This is a genomic window from Methylophaga sp. UBA678 (assembly GCF_002299105.1).
Lineage (GTDB): Bacteria > Pseudomonadota > Gammaproteobacteria > Nitrosococcales > Methylophagaceae > Methylophaga > Methylophaga marina.
Map to the genome: position 1 here is coordinate 24,172 of NZ_DBNG01000010.1, position 23,065 is coordinate 47,236.

Below are 23,065 nucleotides of genomic sequence, written 5' to 3' on the forward strand. Positions count from 1 at the left end.
TTCTTCCTTAAATCATATTAGGCACATGACACCTCTATCAGTGCCGGATGTCACAAAAGCAGTTTAGTCGAGACCACATCTTTAGCCTTATCCACACAAAACCATTGCATTTCAGTAGAAATTTTAACAATTAATAAAAAACTATTTGTTTTTTAACAAGTCAGCTTTCATCTGATTAAATTCGTTTTCAGAGACAAGTCCTTTATCTTTAAGCTCAGCCCATTTGAGAAGTTCATCAGCAATTGAAAACTGTTTCCTCTTGTGACATTTCCAGGGCTTAAAATGAGTTTTGGGATTTAAATTTCTTAATGAATCTGGCGACGTAGAGAAGATTGCATTGCGAGCAACCCATGCTGAATGTCTGCTCAATGGCTTATAAAATAGCGTGCCCACCGCTATAAAATATGCCAAAGCTATTAGCAATCCTATTGATGAGAAGATAAAGCCCTCTTTGGGTTCACTCCATGAATCAACAGTATCAAGAACAGAGTTTCTGGCATCGATGCGGGCTTGAATAATTCTAAATGCGTCATTTGACCCATATTTAGTTTTGATCTCTTCAGGACTCATTGTGCGAAGATCGATTTCTAATTGGGGTGGTGACTCTGTTTCAAAACCATAGCTCTTCCAATACATAGCATTTGTCGCAGCCTGTTCAATATCAACTCGATTTCCTTCAATATGCGAGGGTTGGACATTGCTACGTATCTGGGTCATGGCTTGAGTGTATTCCGCTCCGAAGTACAGAGCAGAGATGAGGCTGCCTATTAAGACGACAAAGGTGAATATCTTAAAATTCTTTACGGCCGCATTGATGTATGCGAAGTTTTTATTCTTCTTCATCATGTATACGCCAAATCCTAGAAATAATGCAGGGACTATCCCGATAAGGAAAAATACTGCTGGTGCTAGAAGGATGATGAAAAATAATAACTTTCCTTGTTCGACTGGTGTCAAAGGTTGGTCTTGCAACATATTTCCCTTTCCGTAGGTTCAAATAATTTGTGACTTAATGTCGAGTCATGTAGGCCCAATGCTCAGGACTCGTGTAATTTCGGGATTAAAATACACAGCTGAAAGTAACTTACCATACTCGGTGTATGTATGGTTTCATATGTGTACGGCTTGAATTGTATTTTGACTAAATATCTGTAAAAAATCTAAATCAGTCAATTCAGATGAGATTAGAACTTTTACTCCAATCATTATGTATCATGGACGAATCTCTAAAGTGTCATGCGAGCAGTAGGAAAAACTTTGAGACTTTAGGCTGAAGAACTACAGGCTTCAGTGGGGCTCCTAATTATCGAACCATCCTTCAGGCAAACCAACTTTTGCTTCCATACGACTTACAGCTAGATCGCCAAAGCTTTTTTTCTCGCGAAGCATGAGTGATAAGGTGCCTTGGGATCCACCGAATTTTCTCGTGAAATTTGAAATCCCTCCGTGATCATTCACAAGCCGAATTAAGTTTTTTACTCTCTTGGATGAAGCGTCTTTTTGGCTGAAAGAAGGCTTCCTTCCAGTTTTGGTCTGGTATGAAGAGATCGATTTAAGCGTCTTGGCTTTGAGGCCGCTCAGTTTGTTTTTCTGGTAGATTTTGACCAGGGTATTGTGGGGCTCAGGCTCAATGCCAATACTGGCTAATTTTTCTGCCAGGTTGGTTGCATTAACATCATATTCATTTGCGATTTTACCCACGACGATATACTTGGCTTTGAATTGCTCTAGAGAGTCACTCATTAGCAAAAGTTTTCTCGTCCCGGAGGCTGGATGTTCCTTTAAAAAGCCATGTTTGATTAGATCAACAATGACGGCATGATAGGTGTCTAGCACCTTAGCAGCTTCTTTTGCAGTCAGCGTTTTTTCAGGGCTGGATTCTTTTCTTTTGGCTTTTGCGGTTTCGGCGTTAGCTACCCATAAATCCGAGATGGATTTGCTGTCGCCGTAGTAGATTGATAGCTTTCCTGCCAGAGCATCACGAGCAATTTCATCGATTGGATAATGCTGTATTTTTGTTAATCGGGGTTGCCCCTCAATCGGATCGGCAGTATCCAATAACTTGCCAATAAATTCGTTTAGTGAATCCAGATCCACCATTAAGAATTTATGACGCTTCTTGTCTGGGCCTTTCTCGTTGAAAGTTTTAGATTTTATATAACGTTTGGCGATAAGCCTTTTAAGCACAAATGCCGTTAGGCCAGCACTTTGAGCTGTTTCATTGATCGGAGCCCACCAGTCTGACTCTGGCAGTACAAAACCCAAATCGGTGCTTCTCTTGGGGGATATAGGCAGCCTAGCCCCTGCAGTGCGGGCACGCTTCTTAAAGACGGTAGACAAATACGGTAAATATTTCCATTTATCAGAAAGTTGGGTCCCGTAATTTGATAGTGCTTGGTAAAACGAACATTCATCTTCACAGGCTGGCCATAGTCGACAAACTACATCCCTCATTTCTGAGACAGTTTTAAGCTGGGGACTGACTCTATAATGCGGACGAAGGCAGTTTGGATTAGTTAAGAACCAGGCAAGCATTAATCGGTCCAGGACTATCTTTAGTTTCTGCCTGTCGTCAATAAGGTTCGATAAAATCTCGGCGCATTTTAGTTCAGCTTCGGATGCGTCAACAATTTGAGCTGGTTTCTGACAACATACACAATATCGAGTGAGCATATGGTTAGTCGAATATTCACTCCCACAGGCTTGGCAGTCATCCACTAATTGACATCGATGCTCTGGGCACGCTGTGACGAATGAAATCATCCAGGCTCTCTGATGCGGACGTCCCTCTCGCACACAGAGTGGGCAGAACCGCCACCGTTGGAAACTGACATAGTCGTCAGAGATAGTGCCGGGAATTGGCTGACGAATATCAAGTGCAGCTTGACGAATCTCTTCTGTTTTTGACTCGGTGAAACTAGCTAAATTGCTTACGTTTAGGCTCCCCTTAGCTAAGAGTTTCATTTGGTTCTTGTCTAAGCCCTTGCCGTTGGTGTTGAGCCCAAAATAACTCGCAATCGAAAACATGCTTCCGTAAGAGTTAATGTGTGTTGCACGTGATAAGAAACCCGGGAGAGATTCACCTTCTTCCAGTGAGCATGGCACAGGCAGGCGAAAGTTATGTGACAAAGATTTCTCCCATCCCCCTCACAATTGGGGCAAGTTCGCGACTTGTTTCGTTATAACGAGAGAATTGACGTACATTTTCCATGCTGACATTGAACGCGTCGGTCAAACCGTCATGACTGTCAATTTGTGTGCAAGCCGCCTTGTGAAGATGTTCCGCTGTGATAGTCTTACTGTTAGCTTTGAATGCTTGCACAACCGCAGTCGTCAGAATGAGTACTAATTGGCGCATAGCGCCACCAGACGCTGCATGACACCTATCTTCGAATTCTTGACAGTCAATCTGCATCCCATGTTCTTCAATGGTATTGATATATCTACGTACAACTTTACGCCATGAACTCTTATCCTTTGGATAGACAAAATGGCTCAAGTAGAAATGCGTTTGAAACCGACTTCTGATCTGTGGATCTGCATTCCATAAAAGCATCAGGCTATCCATTCCAGACAAGATGAAGGACACACCTGTCTCATCCAGAATTTTGAAAGCATTGAGAATATTGTCGATGGTTTTTTTTGATGGATCCCCACCTGGGATTAAATGTTGCACTTCATCAATAATGATCAGACGGCATTGACGCTCCGAAATTGTCGATACTAACCTGCGTTCTAAATCTTTAGTGCTGGATTGTTTTGCAAGGGGATCACCAAATCCAACCAGTAGTTCTGCAAACATGCCTTTGACAGTAGATCCTGTGGTTAATTGTGTCCTGATGACGGAGTCTTCACCATAAAGTTTAGTACCCTGTTTCAGAACCGCTTTGGTTAGGGTCGTTTTACCAACACCACTTTTACCGTAGATAATGATTCCGCTTCCAGGCATGCCGAAATCACGCAGCTTCAGTAATTCCATTGATCGATCAAAAGCCTTCTCGAAATTACCATGAGGTATACATCGGCCAACTATTGCCTCGTTGAGTGTTTTAATTGGATTTTCGGATTGTTTTGCCACTTTTTCCTCCCTAAATTTCAAAGTCATCTGGCATGTCGTCTATCTCATCACCAAGGTCATCATCTGTAATACGTTGTGAAGAGGGCTCAGGACTAACTTCTTTAATGGGCGCGTTTGGATGATGGCCGAATTTAGTTTCTTCATCTTCCATTAATTCCCCGTTGAGCGGAGCGCCATGGATGTAACGACTTGCTTTAGCTGGTAATTTCTTCACTCCTTTTTTTTCTACAAATTCATTAATTTTATTGTCCAAAGCCAAAATGGAGTCGTGGTATGAGCTATCTGTGAGATTGGCTTTCTTGCGGTTTCTTATCTCTCTAAGGACGACCTTATGATTGAATAGGGAACGTCCATGAGCTATCTCATCTTTGGATTCAACAGGAAAGAAAGTATGGTTGAGTTCATCAAACACCCAGATGAGACCAACGTCAGCTGCAGACCATTTAAACTCAGCTTCAGGATTGCCTTTAGGGTAGTCTGAAGCAACTTGGTTTCTGTATCTGGATAACCACTCATTGTTGTACACGAGAGAGTTAAAATGGATCCCGTCAGGCTGAATAGCAAAGCGACGAGGACTTGATTTAGACAGGCATAGTTGGACGTAATCCTGACTCAAGCCAGAACCTGAGAAGCCGTTTTTCTGAATGGAGTTCTCCCAAAGTTGCTGAGGTGTTTGACCTGTGTCAGTAGGGGTTTTATGTGCAACAGTAACAATCCATTGGATGAGAAGCTCAGAAAACTCATCGAAAGTCAGATGTGGGTAATCAAGGCCGTGTTTCTCTGGTTCATACTTGAAGACCTGACCAGGTAGCTTCGCCAAGAGCCGTTTATTGATTACTCCGAACTCACGTTCAACTTGTGATTTATAGTAAGGTTGTCTAGGCGGCGAATAGGTTAGAGTGATACCAAGTTCCAGCGCGGCTTGTTCCAGATCGCGGCTGAGGAAATCTTTGCCATTATCGAGAATTAACTCTTCAGGGATCCCAAACATTGGCCATTGCCATTCTGGTTTTCCACCAAGCTCAGTGATGTTCTTGGGTAAGACAGCCGTTCTCAATGCGTTCATCACTGTTTGAGCTGATGGTGCATCAGGAGAGACCCACACCCCTAGAATTGCCTCACTATACCTGTCGACTAACAGCGTGACCCAAGGCCGGATGAGTACACCAATCCCTAGATCGACATAAGCGTCCGCTTGAGTATGATCTGCTTGTACTTGTTCTAAGTGTTTATGCACGATAGGTGAACTCCTCTGGTAACGGGTCATTTTGTAGGCGTATTCGTGGCTGTACCGAGCTTTGAGCACATCGTATTCATCAAGCTTTTTAATATGAAGACACAGTGTTTTATAGCTTGGAGGTTTGATAAGTTCTTGGCCCCGCCTATGCCGTTCCCGGTTTTCAACATCGATGTTCGCAGCCATGAGTTGATGTGCATCTGTCGCAGGGCGGCGGTCATTATTTAAATGTACGGTTTCGATTGCCCATTCGAGCCAATCTGCTTGCTGCTTGTTGAGCTTTGAATGTCTGTTACCTGAGGGATTTCGTACGAGAGAGAGAACATTTCCTCCGGACTGTTGCCATTTGCGGTACCAGCGTCGAACTGCAGCTTCACTCATTGGCGTCTCTGGTGGGGTGTGGTCTCGTTCTTTACACTGTTTGATATATTTCTTGTGTGTTTGTAGGGCAAAACTAGTTACTGGCTTTTCTGACAGCTTTCCACCATTCTTTCTGTATTCATCCATCTCAGTCATGTAGAAATGACGCATCATAACCTCAGGGTGCTGCTGGGCAGGGACACAAGATAGGTTTATCTGTGTATGTGGCAATTCCCGGTAATAGTCAGAAGTCTCATGCAGCTCAATTTTGCCGCGTTCAGACAAGTCGAATAACTCTTCCGCAGACAGGTATTTCTGTGCCCGTCCTTTGTGCGGGACTAATATGTAGCGTCCACCTGGGCCTTTACCTGCACAGGTATACTTATTACCTAGAATAGAAAGGCAATCGCCATTTGCCAGACTTAATCCAGCCATGAGCCTTTAGTCTTGTTATCGACGGGGACCAATGTCTGCAAATGAATTGCTTTATCCCAGTCAATGGACAATGCTCCGTCCAGAATGAGGCCAGCAATTACTGCACGCACTGAAGGATATGCAGTGGTTAGTGTTAATAGATGATTAAAGTCCAATGGCATGACTTTATGCAGCCAAGCGCTAACTGTATTGATCAACCTTGGTTGAGGCGCTCCCTTGCATAAACTAAGTAAAAAGCGGGCATTCTTTCTTCGCTCAGTCATCAACTCCTCGTCTGTCAGGAGGGTATAACCGATGCCACGTTGCTGAGCGTATTCCTTCAGCGCCCAATATCTTGCCTTGAATTGTGGTGAATGGATATTGGTCTCGTAACGAATATCTACCAATGCCAGACCATCGTTTAATACCAATTCAAAATCAGGATAAACAGTCCTGAATTTGTCTAAAAAATAGAGGCTCACACCATAAGGTTGTGCTCTGTATGACTGTAGTTCCGGATAGGACTCAAATACGGTACAGGCATTTTTTTCGAGGGCGCTTTCAAATGTAATTAAAGCCTGATTGATGCGACTGGCGAAGTAACCCACGAAGTGGGTTCTGAAGCCAGGTTTAATGACTGTCCGAGATACGGTCTGTTTTATCATCTTCACAGGTAGCAGTAATTCGCACCTGGGATCTTCACGAAACAGCGAGTCGAAGACTTCAATCTTTGGCCTATCTTTGGGTATTTCTGTAGAGCCTAAAAATGCCCGATGAGTATTTTGGTGTGTATTATCTGTCATTAAACAATCCATACGTATGGACAAATTTGTTCAAATAAAAGCTCAATTTCTCAATGCTAACTTCAAAAGTTCTCTCAGAAAAGGCTCACCCTCATTAGTGTCATGTTTGGCTCGAGCAGCCTGCCGGTAAACAGTAAGCTCTCCTCCATCGGCCAAACCAATCACCCCGAATGAATTCTTTTCCGTTGAACGGTATGGCCGTGCTTCATCATCAGGCAGAACAAGCCAACAAAAGTCGACATAGTGTTCAGGTGATACTAGTTGGCTAATACTGCCCAGCCCTGACTTGTAATGGAGTTCAAAAATATGAATGTCGACGGGGGATTCAAGGGATTCTTGAACCATTGCAAGTCCGTCATATGACTCTCTGTTATGTTCATCTTTGACGTTATGTAAGACAACGCAGCGTGCTGGTTTTCGGCTGCCAGTCCAAGCGCGGTCTTGGGATAAAGCTAGAATGCTCTCGGCTTCAAACCTAACCGCCGTGTGAACATGAGGCCGAAAGTATGCTGTTCCACGCCCCCGGTTTGTTGCACCATCAAGTGCCGGACGATAGGCGGCCCAGGTTTGTTTGAGTGTGCGAATAGAGATCTGTCCTTTAAGAACTTGCTCTTTGATATTCCCAGTTATTTCGGCAGGGGCGACTCTTTCCAACCGCTCGAGAATTTCCAGTGCTTCAGCAGAAACGTAATCGGGTAGATCGTATAATTCACAGAGAGAGTCATCCGTCGACCGCAGAGAGTTGTAATAGCTTCCAGCTTTTTTATATCGCCAGCATCTGGCTCTGGAAATGTCATAGGTTTCCGAGAGGTTTGCCATCCATTCAGAAAAATTGGCGAAATCCGGCCGCCATAGTTCATTCTGATGAGTCTGCTCTATAAGATGAGCAATTGGTCCCCAGTGCCCACTTTCCAGCTGTTCAATTGCCTGCTCGGTGAGGCCGAATAATCTTTCAGATTTATTGTTCATGAATCTTACAATATAACAATCTAGTCCATCCGTCAAGACTAGGCTGGTAATGCGTTCAAAACGGAAGAAATCTATCGTGCGTTACCACGATTGGATTTATGTCAATTAATGCAAGAGAAACCAACATTAATAAGCTCTGCTACAGTCACGGATTAAGCATTTTGGTTGGGCTGTCAGGATGACAAAACCGCAAACGATTCAAATGTTCCTCCCGTTTGGTAACCCACAAGGAACACGCGTGGCTGGGATAACGACTCGAACAGTCAGGGTCTTTGATACTCCTCTGTAGGGCATGGCAATTAAAGTATGAATCTGCACTATAAAACAATACGTTAGTGTTTTTATGATGACATAAAGAAATGTGAATAAATGCATAAAAAGCTTTAAACCTATTTAAAATACTGTAAATGCATCAAAAACCTATGAATCTCCTTAGCGGGCATGTTCTGGGTGCCAGTATGCAGGTCATAACTGTCTTTGGATTGACTTACAAGACGAACGGTCGTATTATTCTCGTATGAGTAAGATTCCACCTAAATTAAGTAAACGAGAGCAAATACTTGAAGCAGGCGTCAGCCTACTGATGCAGTATGGGTATCATGGCACCGGGCTAAAACGTATTTTAGATGAAGTACAGATTCCGAAGGGCTCGTTTTATGGTTACTTTAAAAGTAAAGAAGACTTTATTGCTGAAGCCATCACCTATTACACAGAAGGGTTTCTTGAAGATTTGAGAGGTTTCCTTAATAACCCATCAGATAATGGCTTCGTAGCTTTAAAGAAGTTTTACAGATCACTGATAAATACAAAGTCCAATAACGACTTCAATAAAGGGTGTTTACATGGCGATCTGATGGGTGAGGTCGCCACAGTCAGTGAAAAATTTAGAGCCAACCTCTATAGGGCTGTTGAAGATTATGTGAAGCTACTTGAAGGTGGTCTTAAGTCTGGACAGGAACATGGGCAGGTCAGAAATGATATTAGTGCCAGAGCCATGGCAGATATGCTCTTTGATAGTTGGCAAGGAGCACTACTTCGCTCCAAACTAAACCAGAGTGTTGCTCCACTGGAGGAGTGTTATACGCATCTTTTTGAGGACTACTTTTTAGTCTGAATTAACGAAAACTGAAAGCAACAAAACTGTTGCTTTTATTTTTCACTAACAATAAGACGACCGGTCGTCGTATGGTAGGTGATGAGCTAATTTACATCTGCCACATTAGATGGACCTTGAAAATGTTTAGTGAGGAGATATGAGTACACAGCAGGCATGTCGTAGTGATGAGATGATCATTAGTAATGTTCAGGCTGTGCTTTTAGCAGCCGGAGCTTCATCACGATATGGTGATGACAAGTTGCTTGCCGAACTTATTATCAACGGCACCAAGCAGTCTGTTATTTGCCACACACTTACTAATTGGCTAGCAGTTTTTGACAACATCATTGTTATGGTTCGTCGTGGGCATATACAGCTGCAAAATCATCTTGAAGGAAGATTTGATAAGGGAAAGATTCAACTTGTGGTTGCAGACGATGCTGACCTAGGCATGGGACATTCAATTGCAGCTGGCGTGAACAAATCCAGTGATTCAGAAGGCTGGATTATCGGACTGGCCGATATGCCTCTTATTCCGAGCAGTGTTATTCAATCGGTTTGTTCGGCCTTGATGAAAGGGGCGCTTATTGCCGTGCCAGTGAGAGAACAGCGTCGAGGTCACCCCGTCGGGTTTGCACGTAGGTATGAGGAACAGCTTCTTGCCCTGAAGGGGGACACGGGAGCAAAAGCCGTCATTACTGAAAACCGTGCTGATGTGACTCAAATACCATCCACAACAGACAGTATTTTTTACGACATTGATAAACCTAGTGATCTAGTTAATGCACCGCAATTCATTGCGGCTAATTAAGGCTTACCAGTCAAGGAAGCTTGCACTACTACAAATTCAACAGGAGAGCGTCATGATTGAATTAAAAGTGAATGGAAAACCATATCAACTGGATGTGGCTGAAGATATGCCTATTCTGTGGGCATTACGTGATGTAATCAAATTAACCGGCACTAAGTTTGGCTGTGGTGCCGCTTTATGTGGTGCTTGTACGATACACCTAGACGGCACACCTACACGCTCTTGTGTTACGCCAGTGTCTTATGCTCAAGGCAAAAACATTACTACCATCGAGTCAATCGGTGAAACTGAAGTTGGTCAAAAGCTCCAGAATGCATGGCATGAGTTAGATGTGGTTCAGTGTGGTTATTGCCAATCTGGACAGATCATGTCGGCAGCAGCACTACTCTCCAACAACAAATCGCCATCAGATGAGGACATTGATAACGCGATGTCGGGCAATGTCTGTCGATGTGGAACCTACTCACGCATCCGTGAAGCCATCAAACAAGCTGCAAAAGCTTAATTAACTGCCAGGGGAATAGTCATGAACTTTAAACTGAATAACCCAGAAACTGATGGCGTTGAACTTCTTACTGATAAAGGTATATCGCGCCGTCGATTTTTAATTGGATCTGCTGGCGCTGGTGCAGGACTGTTGGTGGGCTTTGCTGTATCCCATAAGCTGCTCGCTGGCGTCATAAATGGTGATGAAGCTACTTTTATTCCAAATGCGTTCATTCGAATTTCTACCAGTGGAGACGTCACCCTCATCGTATCAAAAGCAGAGATGGGGCAAAGCGTATATACCTCCCTGCCTATGCTTATCGCTGAAGAACTCGAAGTAGAGCTGGATAAAGTCACGTTAGAGCACGCTCCGGCAGACGACTCAAAATATGCTGACCCAATTTTGGGTGCTCAGGTTACTGGTGCGTCGACCTCTATTAGGGGGGCATGGGAGCCACTAAGACAGGCAGGTGCCGTTGCCAGAGAGGTCTTAATCGCTGCCGCCGCTAAAGAATGGAGCGTGAATGCCTCTGAATGCTATGCCGAAAATGGTGTGGTCAAACTAACAAACTCAGACAGACAGTTCACGTACGGCGAATTAGCAGAAAAAGCGGCCAGTATGCCTGTACCGGAGAAAGTCACGCTCAAGAAACCAGAAGATTTTAAGCTTATTGGTAAACCTATCAAGCGTTTGGATGGTAAAGAGAAAGGTAATGGTACGGCGCATTATGGTATCGATGTCGATTTACCAGACATGAAGATTGCCACTATTGCCATGACACCGATCTTGGGTGGAAAGGTTAAGAAGCTCAATACTCCGAAAGCCAAAGCAATCAAAGGTGTTGTCGAAGTTATCGATATGGGTGACTCTGTCGCTGTTATTGCTACTGATATGTGGACGGCCAAACAGGGTATTGCCGCCCTTGAGATTGAGTGGACGCACGATAAGTTTAAACCACAAAACATGGAAGACATTATTGCTGAACTGGATAAGGCCAGCAAAACAGGTAGCGGCACGGCCAAAGCAGTTATCGCAAGAAACGATGGCGACTTTAGCAAAGCTTATAGTGAAGCATCGGATACCTTTGAAGCCGTGTATCAAATGCCGTTCTTGGCACATTCGCCAATTGAGCCTATGAATGCCACCGCGCTTGTTCAGAAAGATCGCTGTGATATTTGGGCCGGTACACAAGTGCCGACTATTGCTCAAGGTCATGCTGCAGAAATAACCGGTCTACCGGCAAGTCAAATCTTTGTTCATAACCACCAAATAGGCGGTGCATTTGGGCGACGCCTTGATGTCGACTTTATTGATCAAGCCGTGCGTATCGCCAAGCAGGTCAATTATCCAGTCAAACTGGTTTGGACGCGTGAAGAAGATATGCAGAACGATGTCTACAGACCGTATTACTACGACCACCTAAAAGCCGGCTTGAATGACAAAGGCGAACCTGTAGCTTGGCATCACCGTGTAACCGGTGCTTCCATCATGCTTCGTTGGATCCCATCACTGGTTAAAGATGGTCTTGATACGGATGCGGTAGAGTTGGCTCAGAATCCATTCTATGCCCCTGAAAATATTCTTGTTGACTATGTCAGACAGGAAACAAACGGCATGAGACCTGGATGGTGGCGTGGTGTAGGCGCGACGCATAATGCCTTCATGGTGGAGAGCTTTATTGATGAGTTGGCTCATCGTGCCTCGGTTGATCCTGTCACATATCGTCGTAATTTATTGAAGCACCATCCTCGCGCCTTGGGTGTGCTGGAACTCTGTGCAAAGAAGGTCGACTGGGGTAAAAAACTCCCTGCTAATCACGGTCTGGGCATATCTGTGTTCGAAGGTTTTGGAACTTATCTTGCTCAAGTTGCAGAAGTGAAAGTGGAAGATGACGAAGTGAAAGTCATTCGTGTGGTCGCTGCAGTGGACTGTGGAATGGTTATCAACCCTAATCACGTTGTCGCTCAAATCGAAGGTGGCATTGTCTACGGATTAACGGCTGCACTCTGGGGAGAAATTACCATCGAGAATGGTGTTATCAATCAGAAGAACTTTGACACTTACCAACTGCTGAGGATGAACCAATTACCTAACATTGAGGTGCATTTGGTGAAAAGTGCTGAGGCTCCTGGAGGCATCGGTGAACCAGGTACAGCTGGTATCGCACCAGCTGTGACGAATGCCATCTATGCAGCATCGAAGAAACGGATTCGTGAGCTACCTGTTTCCAAGCACTTAGATGCTTATTAAGCAATGATGTTGAGTTACGGTTATGAATTCACCTGACTTAGATGTACTCAAGCGTGCTGAAGAGTGGCTAGCTGCCGGTCACGCAGCATACCTTTTCACTGTCATCAAAACCTGGGGCTCAGCGCCAAGAGTCCCAGGCTCTATTCTTGTCTTACGTGAAGACGGCCATTTAATCGGTTCGGTCTCTGGCGGGTGTATTGAGGATGATTTAGCGGACAAAGCAAAAGCTGGAGCTCTTCCACGTACACCGGAAGTGCTTCGCTACGGCCTCACTCGCGATGAAGCGCAGCGCTTTGGTTTGCCCTGTGGTGGCGAGTTAGCGATATTTTGTGAACCATTATCTGATAAAGCCAAGCTGACCAGTATCATCAGTGGTATTGAGTCCCATCAATTACTACGCCGTTCTGTTCATATGAAAACCGGTGAGGTGACGATAGAAAATGCCATTCCAGGCAGTGAGCCGACACTGGAAGGTGACTTTTTTCACAGCTACTTTGGTCCGAAATTACGTTTGATCATCATTGGTGCTAATCAACTCGGCGCGGTGCTGGCCAATATCGCCACGACGTTGGATTATGAGGTCATCGTTTGTGATCCAAGAGAAGAGGTGGCGAGTGAATGGCAAGTATCAGGAAGCCAGTTACTTCAAATGATGCCCGATGATGCAATCGTCAAATTGAACCCGGATTCGCATACGGCTATCGTGGCCGTTACACATGATCCCAAGCTTGATGATATGGCCTTGTTAGAAGCTCTAACGAGTAATGCTTTCTATGTCGGTGCACTGGGCTCTAAAAAGAATCAGGTTAAACGTCGAGAAAGAATGAGAATGTTTGATCTAACTGAGGCAGAAATTTCTCGCCTCAGAGGACCTGTAGGCATAGCCATTGGTAGTCGGACTCCTGCCGAGATAGCTGTATCGATATTGGCAGAAATTATTCAAACTCAAACTCAGCAGAGAGAAACCGCTAGTTCGCAGGAGGAAATAACACCCACTGCTAAAGCATCGGCGTGTGGCTAATCTGGAAAACTCATGCAAATCGGCCAAACAATTTATTTTGATTATCAAGCATCCACACCTCTCGCTCCAGAAGTCTCTGCGGCCATGCAGCGGGTTCGACAGAATAGCTTTGCCAATCCGCATTCAACTCAGCACATTCTGGGGCGACGATCTGCAAGTGAAATCGACCAAGCTCGAAAAAGTATTGAAGATGTAATTGGTGCGGCACCAGAAGAAATTATCTTCACATCAGGCGCTACAGAGGCAAATAACCAGGCTATAGCCAGTGTTATGTTTGGTAACACCTCTGGACGTAAGAAAGTCCTGATCAGTGCTATCGAGCACAAATGCATCAAGAATGCCGCCTACTTTTATGCTCAAAAATTAGGATATGTTGTAGAGGAAATTCCAGTACTAGCAACGGGTATCATCGATATGAAGGCCTATAAAAGCATGCTCTCTGAGCAGGTTTTATTGGTTTGTATCATGGCGGTGAATAACGAAATCGGTACGATACAGCACATCAGTAAACTGGCATCGCTCGCCCATGATTGCGGTGCCTTATTTCACTGTGACGCAGCTCAGGCTCCAGAAGCTTTAGATATAGATGTAAAAGCATGGAATGTAGACATGTTGAGCCTGTCCGCTCATAAGGTCTATGGCCCGAAGGGGATTGGTGCACTGTTTATGAAAAACAGCTTGCAGGCTGAGTTGCCACCATTAATAAATGGTGGGGGGCAGCAAGCTGGAATGCGCTCAGGCACTTTACCAACGGAGTTATGCGTCGGTTTCGCGACAGCATTAACGCTGTCCAAGCAATGGGCAAATGATAGAAGACCAAGACTGAAAGAGCTCAGAGATTACTTTGTAACTGAACTCACAAACTCAGATATTGATTTTCGAATTAATGGGCACTCGCAATACCGTCATCCTGGTAACTTGAATATCCAGCTTCTTGGCTGTAATGCGTCAGAGCTGCTGACAATGATGGAACCTTATGTCTGTGCATCTACCGGGTCAGCATGCAACAGCGAAATGCTCCTTCCATCACATGTACTCAAATCAATAGGCTTGTCAGATGAAGAAGCGACTTCATCTATACGGTTTAGCTTGGGCAGATACACGTCATATGCCCAAATTGATGCGATAGTAGAAAAGCTGTCGGTGAGTATCAAATCACTCTGCGTATAAGCACTAAGGCAAAAAAAAGAGGAGCTCGGGGTACAAACGAGCTCCTCAAAAACACTACTAGAGAGAGGAAAAGTAATCCTTGGCAGAGGCCTCTCTTTGCTTCCTGAGGCGAGAAGCCTACAGCCAAGTAAGCTGAAACAAAAAGGGGCTTATGCTGTGGCTAAGCCATAACGAGGTGCTGGTTCAGGGTTCGCAAACTTGGGAGTCAGCTCGCGACGAGCAGCTTCCCAACGTGCCCAGTCTTCACCATCTTGCAGAGTAGGAATAGTCACTAACTCACCCTGGTCAAGCCCTGCCAGTGCAGCGTCAACCAAGTCTTCTGCAGTCATCATTTTTGGTGACTCTTTTTGCTTGGCATAACCTGCCACATCCCAGAATTCGGTAATTGTGCCGCCAGGTAAGACTGTCTGAACTCGAACACCTTTATCGGCGAGGTCACGCTGTAGAGTGTGGCCAAAGCTTAATACATACGATTTAGAGGCACTGTAAACACCGTTCAATAATTCAACGGCAATACCAACTACAGAGCTGATATTGATAATGGTGCCTGCGTTTCTTTCAACGAAAGCCGGTGCAGCTGCGTAGGTCAAACGTGTCAGGGCAGTGATATTGAGATTAATCATTGCTTCCATTTCATCAACATCGTTATCCAGCACAGAGGAAACAGCGCCAACACCAGCATTATTAACAAGCATGGTTATGCTCTTGTCAGCTTTAAGCGTTTCTTCAACATCATGCAGTTCGTTTTTATTGTTCAAGTCGGCAGCAATTGTTTTCACTGAGCGACCGGTCTCTGAAGTTAGCTTACTGGCGAGCGTATTTAGACGATCTTTATTGCGGGCTACCAAAATAAGGTCATAACCACGCTTTGCAAGACGATCAGCATAGATGGCACCAATACCTGTTGATGCGCCGGTGATTAATGCTGTTCCTTTAGTTGAGTGTGTTGTAGCAGTCATAAAAGTTCTCCTTTAAGGAAATTGCTCGACGAAAAATGTCTGAGTGAGTGTTATTCTGAACCTCACGCGAAATGACTGCAATGACATATATACAAGCATTTAGGACAATCTTTTGTTTTCTGCTTGTAATGGGGGTTTAGAGAGGTTTATGTAAGTTATGTGGTTGTAAATTCTATATTTGTAGTGATTTCTATGCAAGCTTTGTTATAATTAATAAGTGTCTTTATATGTATGTATACAATAAATAATGTCTACAGGGGTTTGTCATGCATAAAATTGGCTTGGTCGTATTTCCTAACTTTCAAACACTCGGTCTTGCGGTGGCAACCGTGTTTGAATACGCGAATCTTTTACACACCGAAGCTGTATATGAGTTTCACCTCGTATCAGAGCATGGTGGCCCTGTAATGACGTCTCAATCATTCTCGGTAAACACTGAACGATTAACGAATAACTCCTATGACACCTTAATAGTCGGAGGAGATAATGACTGCAACATTCCATCTGAAAGGTTGATCGATTACCTAAGAAATGCCCCAGAACAGATAAGACGAATCGCGTCGATCTGTACTGGGGCTTATTTACTTGCAGAAGCGGGGTTGCTTGATGGGAAACGTGCCACAACGCATTGGTATCATGCCAATGACTTTCGCAAACGCTACCCTAAGATTGAACTTGATGAAGACCGTATCTTCGTCGTCGATGGACAAATATGGACATCAGCAGGATTAAGTGCGGGCGTTGATCTCGCACTTGCGATTGTTGAAAAAGACTTAGGCGCTGAGCTTGCTCGGCAGGTAGCCAGAAAGTTAGTCGTCTACCAACGCCGTGGTGGTGGACAATCGCAGTTTTCAGCACTGCTAGAAATGGATGCCAAGACTGATCGCGTGCAAAGTGTATTGGCTTATGCCAAGGAGAATCTGCGAGAGGAGTTATCAGTGGAGGCACTCGCGGAAGTCGCTAGACTCAGTCCACGTCAGTTTAGCCGTGTGTTCAGAGAGGAGACGGGGCAGTCACCTGCGAAAGCCGTGGAGCTTATTCGTGTTGAAGCCGCACAATTAATGATTGAGACAAGCCAGCACCCACTTGATGTGATTGCCCGTGAGACCGGCTTTGGCGACCGAGAGCGAATGAGGCAATCCTTCATTCGCGTGATTGGTGAATCACCACAGGCTATCAGGCGGGTATCATCAAAAGCCAGGGTATCAATTTGAGTCTTCGATCAATTAAAAGTTAAGGTGGCCATCAACACAAGTAATAGCATTTCCGCCAACTCTAATCGCTTCAGTCGTTATGGAAAGTTTGAGTTGTCCAGCCCGGCCAAGCACTGAACCTTGCGAAGCGAGTAGCTCATTACCGAACTCAGATGTTTGCCGCGTATGTTGAATATAAGCAGCAACACTTCCATTGCCACTTCCGCAAACGGGATCTTCATTGACACCATGTGCAGGTGCAAATGCTCTTACTTCAATTGATGAGGGTTTTCCTTCGGGCTGTTTACCGAAGATCACAACGCCCGTGCGATTATCGATTTGATCATTTATTTTCATTCGTTGCAGGTCGGGCTCACACTGAAGAACATGGTAGGAACTAGGTAGTTGTGCGACTAGCCAACGTGGACCTACATCTACGATATAGGGCGGCATATCTTGTTGCAGATTTGTGCCTAAAGTAGATTCCAATTCTGCAGTTTCATCACTATCCAATGCTGAGAATTTAGGTGTAGGCAGATCGAAGAATATCCACTGTGCACCGTCAGTTGTCTGCTCGATATTTAACGTGACTAGGCCCGCACCACATTGCTGAACCAGCTTACCTTCTCTAGCCTTGACCAAACTGGCTTCCAATAAAGCATGCGCAGTACCGATAGTCGGGTGACCGGCAAAGGGCAGCTCGGCATTGGGCGTAAAAATACGCACATGATAGTCGGCGCCTTCTTCCGTCACCGGTACGATAAACGTCGTTTCCGACAAATTTGTCCAGTTAGCAATCTGCTGCATCTGCTCGGTCGACAGTCCCTTCGCGTCGAGGATGACTGCAACCGGGTTACCCTTGAAGGGTACGGTCGTAAAGACATCGACTGTTTTATACGCTAGCTGATTCATAGTGTGACCTTAGTATTTATTTTTAGGCTGTGGCGAAAACCTGTTTCGGGTGCTGCTCACGAATAGGCAGGTTAACCACTGCCGCAATAGCAGCCAATACAATATCGGCATACCACATCCATTCGTAACTACCGCTTTGTGCCAGGGTAATGCCACCTAACCAGGCTCCAAAGAAACCGCCAATCTGGTGGCTAAATAAGGCAAAGCCAAACAGCGTCGCCAAGTAACGTGCGCCGAATAATTTACCAATCAAACCGGCGGTCGGAGGAACAGTAGCAAGCCAGGTCACACCAAGCACGGCAGCAAAGAGATAAAAGGTAAATTCTGTTTTCGGCGCCATTAAATAGATAATGATGGCGATGGCACGCGATGCATACATCCAGAATAAGATCATTTTCATCCGCCGTGTTTGGCCAAGCCAGCCTGCCCAGATACTGCCCACCACATTGGCAAGACCAATAATCGCGAGCGATGTTGAACTCACGGTGGCAGGCAGGTGGCAAAGGCCAATCTCACCCGGTAAATGGGTAACCAGAAACGCGATATGGAAGCCGCAAGTAAAAAAGCCAACATTCAGGCAAAAGTAGCTTTTGTCTCTAAAAGCAATCTTAAGCTGCTCACGTAAGCCTATTGATGGCGTGTCATCAACAACCTGCACCTGCTTTTTATGGTGTTTATCACGTAGTGGCAAGGCCAGAAGAATGGTCGAAAGAGACGTTACTGCCAGGGTAATAATGGCAACCACCCAGTTAAAGGAGTTAATCAAGGCCTGAGTGATGGGGGCAAAAATAAACTGCCCCATAGAGCCGCCCGCATTGATATAACCTGACGCCATCGAGCGATGCTCTGCCGGTAAGCGTCTTGCCGCCGCACCGATTAGGATTGAAAAACTGCCCGCGCCAGCCCCGGCAGCGGTGAGAATTCCTATCGCAAAGACCAATCCAAAACCCGAACTCATATAGGGTGTCATAGCTAAGCCAAGGGCTAATATCAATGTTCCAAGTACGATGACGCTGAATGATCCGACACGATCAGCCAACATGCCGAACAATGGTTGGGCTGCTCCCCAGGTGAACTGTGCAACAGCCATGGCAAAACTGATGGTAACGATACCCAATCCAGTGAAGTCATTTATCGGCGAGACGAACAGTCCCATGGACTGGCGTATTCCCATGGTGATGGCGAGAATCGCTGCGGCAGAAAGGACTAATGTCCAGAAGGCTGTGCGTTGGTTCATGAAGTTCACTTAAAGTAATAAGATTTAATTCAATCAAGTATTGCAATTATGTAGCCGTGACTATATATTTATTTTTCAGAATCTACAAGAGGTAGGTATGGCTGGTCGCCCAAGACAATTCGACATTGATAAAGCAGTAGAAAGCGCGCTGTTCCTGTTCATAGAAAAAGGCTATGAAGGAGCTACTTTTGCTGAATTAATCAGTGCAATGAAGATTAGTCCTCCTAGCTTTTATGCCGCTTTTGGCAGTAAAGAACAGCTATTCCATAGGGCTTTAGAGTTGTATGTTGCCAGGATCAGGGCGATCAGAGACGAAGCAATAGCAAAGCCTAACGCCCGTGCAGTTGTTGATCATTTGCTTCATGAACTGAGCAAAGAAGTCAGTCGGGACTCTTCTGCTAAAGGTTGTCTCCTCGTACAAGGTGCACTGGTGTGTAGCGATAATGCAGTACGAGTGAGAGATGAACTTCAACGTGAGAGAGAGGCAATGACTTCAGCGTTGACTAAACGTTTTAGACATGCAGAAAACACTGGTGATAGTAGTCTGCCAGGTTCGGCAGATGATATTGCTCGACTTACAACGATGGTTATTGCGGGCCTTGCTACCCAGGCTGCGAGTAAGGTTCCGATGGACTTGATCGACGCGGCTATTAAGTCTTACATAGCTTTATTTAAAGAGTAAACGAGAGGGAATCTGGTGTTCCCTATTTTTTCGCCTAATTATGTAGCTACAGCTACATAATATTTATTGAGGTATCTGATATGAGAAAAAATCTATTCCAACCATTGAAATTAGGACGCTATGAACTAACCAACCGCATAGCATTGCCACCATTAACCCGTTGCCGAAGCACACAGCCCGGCAATATTGCTAATGAGCTCATGGCTAGCTATTACCGACAAAGAAGTAGTGCTGGTTTTATGGTGACAGAAGGTACAGTCATTGAGCCGCGAGGACGCGGCTATGCGTGGACACCAGGAATCTATACACCAGAGCAAGTTGAAGGTTGGAAAAAAGTTACAAAAGCAGTGCATGAGGAAGGCGGTATTATTTTCGCCCAGCTATGGCATGTGGGACGTGTTTCGCACACTGCACTGCAGCCAAATGGAGATGCACCGGTGGGCCCATCAGCAATTACTGCTAACCAAGTGAAGGTATTTATCCCTACCGGTCCGGGCGAGGGGGCACTGGCGGAACCAACAGCACCAAGAGCTCTGAGTAACAGTGAAGTTAAGGATGTGGTTAAGCTCTATGCGGATGCGGCTCGAAATGCACTGGACGCAGGATTTGATGGTGTTGAGATCCATGGTGCAAATGGTTATCTACCAAACCAGTTCCTTTCGATTCATACGAATCACCGTGATGACGAGTATGGCGGCTCATTAGAAAATCGTTTGCGCTTTTTAAGTGAAGTGGTGGAAGCCGTTGCGGCGGTAGTAGGACCTGATCGAATGGGGGTGCGATTTGCACCACTCTTTACAAGCACGGACGACAACACTCGTACCTATCTTGGTCTTGTCGAGGATGATCCTCACACGACTTATATTGAGGCAATAAAGGTTCTCGAAAAAGTAGGCATAGCTTATGTCTCATTGGCTGAAGCAGATTGGGAGAACGCGCCAGAGATGCCTGAAGACTTCCGACGAGCCGTAAGACAAACATTCAGTGGAAGCATCATGTATGCAGGTAAATATACGGCAGAAAAGGCAGCTCAAATCATTGAGAATGAGTTAGCCGATTTGGTCGGTTTTGGTCGGCCATTTATTGCTAATCCTGACCTGCCTGAGCGTATTGCCAACAGATGGCCATGGAACGAACTTAATCCCGCGACGTTGTATGGCGGCGCTGAAGAAGGCTATACCGACTATCCCACGTATACCAGTCAACAAGACATTAGTTTGGCCGTAGGCTGAAATATGTTAAACATTGGGTCATTGGGCTAGAGCGAGCAAGAACTTGTATTGTTTCTCGAATTTTTATTGAATTGAACTGATGAAGTTTTCTTGATCAATATATAAATGTTCTCTATATTTTCTCATTATGGAAAGCCTCTTTTATGAGGCTTTCTGTTTTCAGAAATTTGGGAGCAATTATTGATTTATGCGTGCTGGCACTGGCGAGCAATCATGGCAAAAAATGATCGCCCTAGTGGATATGAACTGTTTCTTTGCTCAAATCGAGCAGCAGGATTATCCATATTGGCGAAACCGGCCCGTAGGTGTGACCAATGGGAAGTTAGGTAGCACCATCATCACGGCTTCATACGAAGCTCGCAGCTATGGTGTTAAAACGGGGATGAGACTAAAAGAAGCCCGACAGCTATGCCCTGACATCATCCAAGCACCTAGTAGGCCCAACCGTTATGCCGATGTTTCCTCGGCCATCATGGAATCATTATTGGCTATATCACCAACTGTAGAGGTGTATTCAGTTGATGAGGCTTTTCTGGATTTAACAGACTGCCAGTCAATTTATAAGGGCGCTGAACATATCGGACGCCTGATTAAAGACACCATAAGCGAAGTATCAGGGCTCACCTGCAGCGTAGGCATCAGCGGTGATAAAACGACGGCTAAATTTGCAGCCAAGCTAAATAAACCGGATGGCTTAACCATAATAGAACCTTGGAATGCTGAAGCTCGCTTAGCCAATGAAGCGGTCACTGAATTGAGTGGCATCAATACAGGAATAGCGAGCTTCCTAGCTCAGTACGGCATCTATAAATGTGGTGATATGAAAAAGGTGCCTATGAGCCTTATCGCCAAACGGTTTGGTAACCCGGGACGGCGAATCTGGCTAATGGCCCAGGGAAAAGATCCAGAACCTGTGATGACAGAAGTGAAAGATCACAAATCGATAGGTCACGGGAAAGTTATGCCACCAGGCACAAGAGACAAGACCATCTTGTTGACCTATTTTCAACATATGTCTGAAAAAGTAGGCATCAGGCTAAGGATGCATCAGTTCCAGTCAGATACCTTCTTTATTGGCGTTAAGACACAACTGGGCTGGCTCTCAACAAAGATTAAGTTGCAAAACACTACTGATGACGGTGGCACTATCTATAAAGTTTGCCTGGACTTTGTAGATGAGCAATACCGTGGTCAGGAGTGTCGCCAAGTACAAGTCACAGCGCTTTCACCTGAACAAGGTAAACAGCAGGATCTATTTATCGATAACAACGCTAAGCAGAGGCGTGAATCGTTAAATCAGGCTATGGATGATATAAATCAACGCTATGGTGAGTTCACTGTGGCACCGATGCGTGTCATTGGCAGGAGCGAAATGCCAAATGTGATCGCGCCGGCATGGAAGCCTACAGGGCACAGGAAGACTATCTGATGTGCGGTGGTGTGTACTTCCAGCATGGTGATGATGTCCTAAGGATTTTTTATCCCAACCCTAAGGCTGTGCTACCCATTCTCATGACCGACGGTGAAGTACAGTTGATTGCATGGGGACGAAGGCAGAAACAGACAGGTAACCTACCAATGACAGGTTGGGCGAGGCTAGATTCTATCTATGCTGGCAGGTGGGACAAGTACTTTCCTAAGCCTGTGAAGATACCTGTTCTTAGTTTCATGGAAAAAGACTTGGAAGGCATGAGCCACTGGTATGACTTACAGAAAGGACAATTTATCCAAGGGCTGCTAGCAAAGGATGGCAATGAAAGGCGAGTCTATGTCGTGACTATTGAGCCAGAACTTGAGGATGCTCAAATTCACAGTCGTTGGCCACGAATCGTTCAAAAAGGTGAACGTTCGAGAATTAATCAATTTGATATGTAGTTAGGAATGTAGGTGAAAGGACTTAAAGCAGATTTATTTTTGGCGGCATTATTGCTGCCATTTACAGTAACCGCAGAACCAACAGAATCATTCAGCAAGGCCAAAAAGCTGATGATGGAGAAGGTCTACTTTGACCATAAGGAAACGCTGTATTGTGGTGCAGCCTTTGATGAGAAGAAGCGGGTCACCTTGCCCTCCGGCTTCTATACAGAAAAGCATAAAAAACGAGCGAATAGAGTTGAGTGGGAGCATATTTTATGTTGACTTAGCAACATGTTA

At 45.1% G+C, this 23,065-nt stretch carries 21 protein-coding genes; 12 read left to right on the top strand and 9 right to left on the bottom strand.

The window, feature by feature from the left end; translation table 11 throughout:
- Positions 1-141 precede the first annotated feature (141 nt).
- The 6 genes from B3014_RS06375 to B3014_RS06400 all read right to left on the bottom strand — a co-directional run bounded on the left by B3014_RS06375 (position 142) and on the right by B3014_RS06400 (position 7,861).
- Complete coding sequence (locus B3014_RS06375) at positions 142-975, bottom strand: SHOCT domain-containing protein (protein WP_289245238.1); 834 nt, start codon at positions 973-975, stop codon at positions 142-144.
- Positions 976-1,299: 324 nt separating this feature from the next.
- A complete protein-coding gene (locus B3014_RS06380; RefSeq protein WP_289245262.1) occupies positions 1,300-3,105 on the bottom strand; it encodes a TniQ family protein in 1,806 nt (601 codons plus the stop codon).
- A gap of 13 nt (positions 3,106-3,118) precedes the next feature.
- Positions 3,119-4,078: an AAA family ATPase gene (locus B3014_RS06385; protein ID WP_289245237.1), complete on the bottom strand. Its 960-nt coding sequence runs from the start codon at positions 4,076-4,078 to the stop codon at positions 3,119-3,121.
- A gap of 10 nt (positions 4,079-4,088) precedes the next feature.
- Positions 4,089-6,110, bottom strand: a complete 2,022-nt coding sequence (locus B3014_RS06390) for an integrase catalytic domain-containing protein (RefSeq protein ID WP_289245236.1) — start codon at positions 6,108-6,110, stop codon at positions 4,089-4,091.
- The gene (locus tag B3014_RS06395) at positions 6,098-6,892 is read right to left on the bottom strand and encodes a hypothetical protein (protein ID WP_289245235.1); all 795 of its coding nucleotides are present in this window, start codon (positions 6,890-6,892) and stop codon (positions 6,098-6,100) included. Before B3014_RS06395 ends, B3014_RS06390 begins: the two co-directional genes overlap by 13 nt.
- Before the next feature lie 42 nt (positions 6,893-6,934).
- Positions 6,935-7,861: a hypothetical protein gene (locus tag B3014_RS06400; RefSeq protein WP_289245234.1), complete on the bottom strand. Its 927-nt coding sequence runs from the start codon at positions 7,859-7,861 to the stop codon at positions 6,935-6,937.
- Positions 7,862-8,378: 517 nt separating this feature from the next.
- Between B3014_RS06400 and B3014_RS06405 the strand changes: the two genes are divergently transcribed.
- The 6 genes from B3014_RS06405 (at position 8,379) to B3014_RS06430 (ending at position 14,696) form a co-directional block, all read left to right on the top strand.
- Complete coding sequence (locus tag B3014_RS06405; RefSeq protein WP_289245233.1) at positions 8,379-8,975, top strand: TetR/AcrR family transcriptional regulator; 597 nt, start codon at positions 8,379-8,381, stop codon at positions 8,973-8,975.
- A gap of 139 nt (positions 8,976-9,114) precedes the next feature.
- Positions 9,115-9,768, top strand: a complete 654-nt coding sequence (locus B3014_RS06410) for a nucleotidyltransferase family protein (protein WP_289245232.1) — start codon at positions 9,115-9,117, stop codon at positions 9,766-9,768.
- A 52-nt stretch (positions 9,769-9,820) separates the two neighbouring features.
- Complete coding sequence (locus B3014_RS06415) at positions 9,821-10,273, top strand: (2Fe-2S)-binding protein (protein WP_330109863.1); 453 nt, start codon at positions 9,821-9,823, stop codon at positions 10,271-10,273.
- Positions 10,274-10,294: 21 nt separating this feature from the next.
- A complete protein-coding gene (locus tag B3014_RS06420; protein ID WP_289245231.1) occupies positions 10,295-12,505 on the top strand; it encodes a xanthine dehydrogenase family protein molybdopterin-binding subunit in 2,211 nt (736 codons plus the stop codon).
- Positions 12,506-12,527: 22 nt separating this feature from the next.
- Positions 12,528-13,526, top strand: a complete 999-nt coding sequence (locus B3014_RS06425; RefSeq protein ID WP_289245230.1) for an XdhC family protein — start codon at positions 12,528-12,530, stop codon at positions 13,524-13,526.
- Positions 13,527-13,538: 12 nt separating this feature from the next.
- Complete coding sequence (locus B3014_RS06430) at positions 13,539-14,696, top strand: cysteine desulfurase family protein (RefSeq protein WP_289245229.1); 1,158 nt, start codon at positions 13,539-13,541, stop codon at positions 14,694-14,696.
- 149 nt (positions 14,697-14,845) lie between these two features.
- Here the strand turns inward: B3014_RS06430 and B3014_RS06435 are convergent, their stop codons facing one another.
- Positions 14,846-15,655, bottom strand: a complete 810-nt coding sequence (locus tag B3014_RS06435) for an SDR family NAD(P)-dependent oxidoreductase (RefSeq protein ID WP_289245228.1) — start codon at positions 15,653-15,655, stop codon at positions 14,846-14,848.
- 266 nt (positions 15,656-15,921) lie between these two features.
- Between B3014_RS06435 and B3014_RS06440 the strand changes: the two genes are divergently transcribed.
- The gene (locus tag B3014_RS06440) at positions 15,922-16,869 is read left to right on the top strand and encodes a GlxA family transcriptional regulator (RefSeq protein WP_289245227.1); all 948 of its coding nucleotides are present in this window, start codon (positions 15,922-15,924) and stop codon (positions 16,867-16,869) included.
- Positions 16,870-16,881: 12 nt separating this feature from the next.
- Here the strand turns inward: B3014_RS06440 and B3014_RS06445 are convergent, their stop codons facing one another.
- Positions 16,882-17,760, bottom strand: coding sequence for a PhzF family phenazine biosynthesis protein (locus tag B3014_RS06445; protein WP_289245226.1), 879 nt, complete (start codon positions 17,758-17,760; stop codon positions 16,882-16,884).
- A gap of 22 nt (positions 17,761-17,782) precedes the next feature.
- Entirely contained in the window at positions 17,783-18,997 is a 1,215-nt protein-coding gene (locus B3014_RS06450; RefSeq protein WP_289245225.1) for an MFS transporter, read from the bottom strand.
- A gap of 97 nt (positions 18,998-19,094) precedes the next feature.
- Here B3014_RS06450 and B3014_RS06455 point away from each other — a divergent pair, with 97 nt between their 5' ends.
- The 5 genes from B3014_RS06455 (at position 19,095) to B3014_RS06475 (ending at position 23,050) form a co-directional block, all read left to right on the top strand.
- Positions 19,095-19,679 carry a TetR/AcrR family transcriptional regulator gene (locus tag B3014_RS06455; RefSeq protein WP_289245224.1) on the top strand — a complete coding sequence of 195 codons (585 nt, stop codon included), beginning with the start codon at positions 19,095-19,097 and terminating at the stop codon, positions 19,677-19,679.
- 80 nt (positions 19,680-19,759) lie between these two features.
- Positions 19,760-20,911, top strand: coding sequence for an alkene reductase (locus tag B3014_RS06460; RefSeq protein ID WP_289245223.1), 1,152 nt, complete (start codon positions 19,760-19,762; stop codon positions 20,909-20,911).
- A 187-nt stretch (positions 20,912-21,098) separates the two neighbouring features.
- Positions 21,099-22,340, top strand: coding sequence for a DNA polymerase Y family protein (locus B3014_RS06465; RefSeq protein ID WP_289245222.1), 1,242 nt, complete (start codon positions 21,099-21,101; stop codon positions 22,338-22,340).
- Positions 22,307-22,786, top strand: a complete 480-nt coding sequence (locus B3014_RS06470; RefSeq protein WP_289245221.1) for a hypothetical protein — start codon at positions 22,307-22,309, stop codon at positions 22,784-22,786. Before B3014_RS06465 ends, B3014_RS06470 begins: the two co-directional genes overlap by 34 nt.
- 12 nt (positions 22,787-22,798) lie before the next feature.
- Positions 22,799-23,050, top strand: coding sequence for a hypothetical protein (locus B3014_RS06475; RefSeq protein ID WP_289245220.1), 252 nt, complete (start codon positions 22,799-22,801; stop codon positions 23,048-23,050).
- Positions 23,051-23,065: the final 15 nt, after the last annotated feature.

What these genes read in the sequence shown, in the direction of transcription:
- B3014_RS06450 (WP_289245225.1), bottom strand. Translation starts at nt 18,997, where the DNA reads ATGAACCAACGCACAGCCTTCTGGACATTAGTCCTTTCTGCCGCAGCG.
- B3014_RS06440 (WP_289245227.1), top strand. Translation starts at nt 15,922, where the DNA reads ATGCATAAAATTGGCTTGGTCGTATTTCCTAACTTTCAAACACTCGGT.
- B3014_RS06435 (WP_289245228.1), bottom strand. Translation starts at nt 15,655, where the DNA reads ATGACTGCTACAACACACTCAACTAAAGGAACAGCATTAATCACCGGC.
- B3014_RS06390 (WP_289245236.1), bottom strand. Translation starts at nt 6,110, where the DNA reads ATGGCTGGATTAAGTCTGGCAAATGGCGATTGCCTTTCTATTCTAGGT.
- B3014_RS06415 (WP_330109863.1), top strand. Translation starts at nt 9,821, where the DNA reads ATGATTGAATTAAAAGTGAATGGAAAACCATATCAACTGGATGTGGCT.
- B3014_RS06455 (WP_289245224.1), top strand. Translation starts at nt 19,095, where the DNA reads ATGGCTGGTCGCCCAAGACAATTCGACATTGATAAAGCAGTAGAAAGC.
- B3014_RS06470 (WP_289245221.1), top strand. Translation starts at nt 22,307, where the DNA reads ATGGAAGCCTACAGGGCACAGGAAGACTATCTGATGTGCGGTGGTGTG.
- B3014_RS06445 (WP_289245226.1), bottom strand. Translation starts at nt 17,760, where the DNA reads ATGAATCAGCTAGCGTATAAAACAGTCGATGTCTTTACGACCGTACCC.
- B3014_RS06375 (WP_289245238.1), bottom strand. Translation starts at nt 975, where the DNA reads ATGTTGCAAGACCAACCTTTGACACCAGTCGAACAAGGAAAGTTATTA.
- B3014_RS06420 (WP_289245231.1), top strand. Translation starts at nt 10,295, where the DNA reads ATGAACTTTAAACTGAATAACCCAGAAACTGATGGCGTTGAACTTCTT.
- B3014_RS06410 (WP_289245232.1), top strand. Translation starts at nt 9,115, where the DNA reads ATGAGTACACAGCAGGCATGTCGTAGTGATGAGATGATCATTAGTAAT.
- B3014_RS06400 (WP_289245234.1), bottom strand. Translation starts at nt 7,861, where the DNA reads ATGAACAATAAATCTGAAAGATTATTCGGCCTCACCGAGCAGGCAATT.
- B3014_RS06405 (WP_289245233.1), top strand. Translation starts at nt 8,379, where the DNA reads ATGAGTAAGATTCCACCTAAATTAAGTAAACGAGAGCAAATACTTGAA.
- B3014_RS06430 (WP_289245229.1), top strand. Translation starts at nt 13,539, where the DNA reads ATGCAAATCGGCCAAACAATTTATTTTGATTATCAAGCATCCACACCT.
- B3014_RS06425 (WP_289245230.1), top strand. Translation starts at nt 12,528, where the DNA reads ATGAATTCACCTGACTTAGATGTACTCAAGCGTGCTGAAGAGTGGCTA.
- B3014_RS06395 (WP_289245235.1), bottom strand. Translation starts at nt 6,892, where the DNA reads ATGACAGATAATACACACCAAAATACTCATCGGGCATTTTTAGGCTCT.
- B3014_RS06465 (WP_289245222.1), top strand. Translation starts at nt 21,099, where the DNA reads ATGCGTGCTGGCACTGGCGAGCAATCATGGCAAAAAATGATCGCCCTA.
- B3014_RS06460 (WP_289245223.1), top strand. Translation starts at nt 19,760, where the DNA reads ATGAGAAAAAATCTATTCCAACCATTGAAATTAGGACGCTATGAACTA.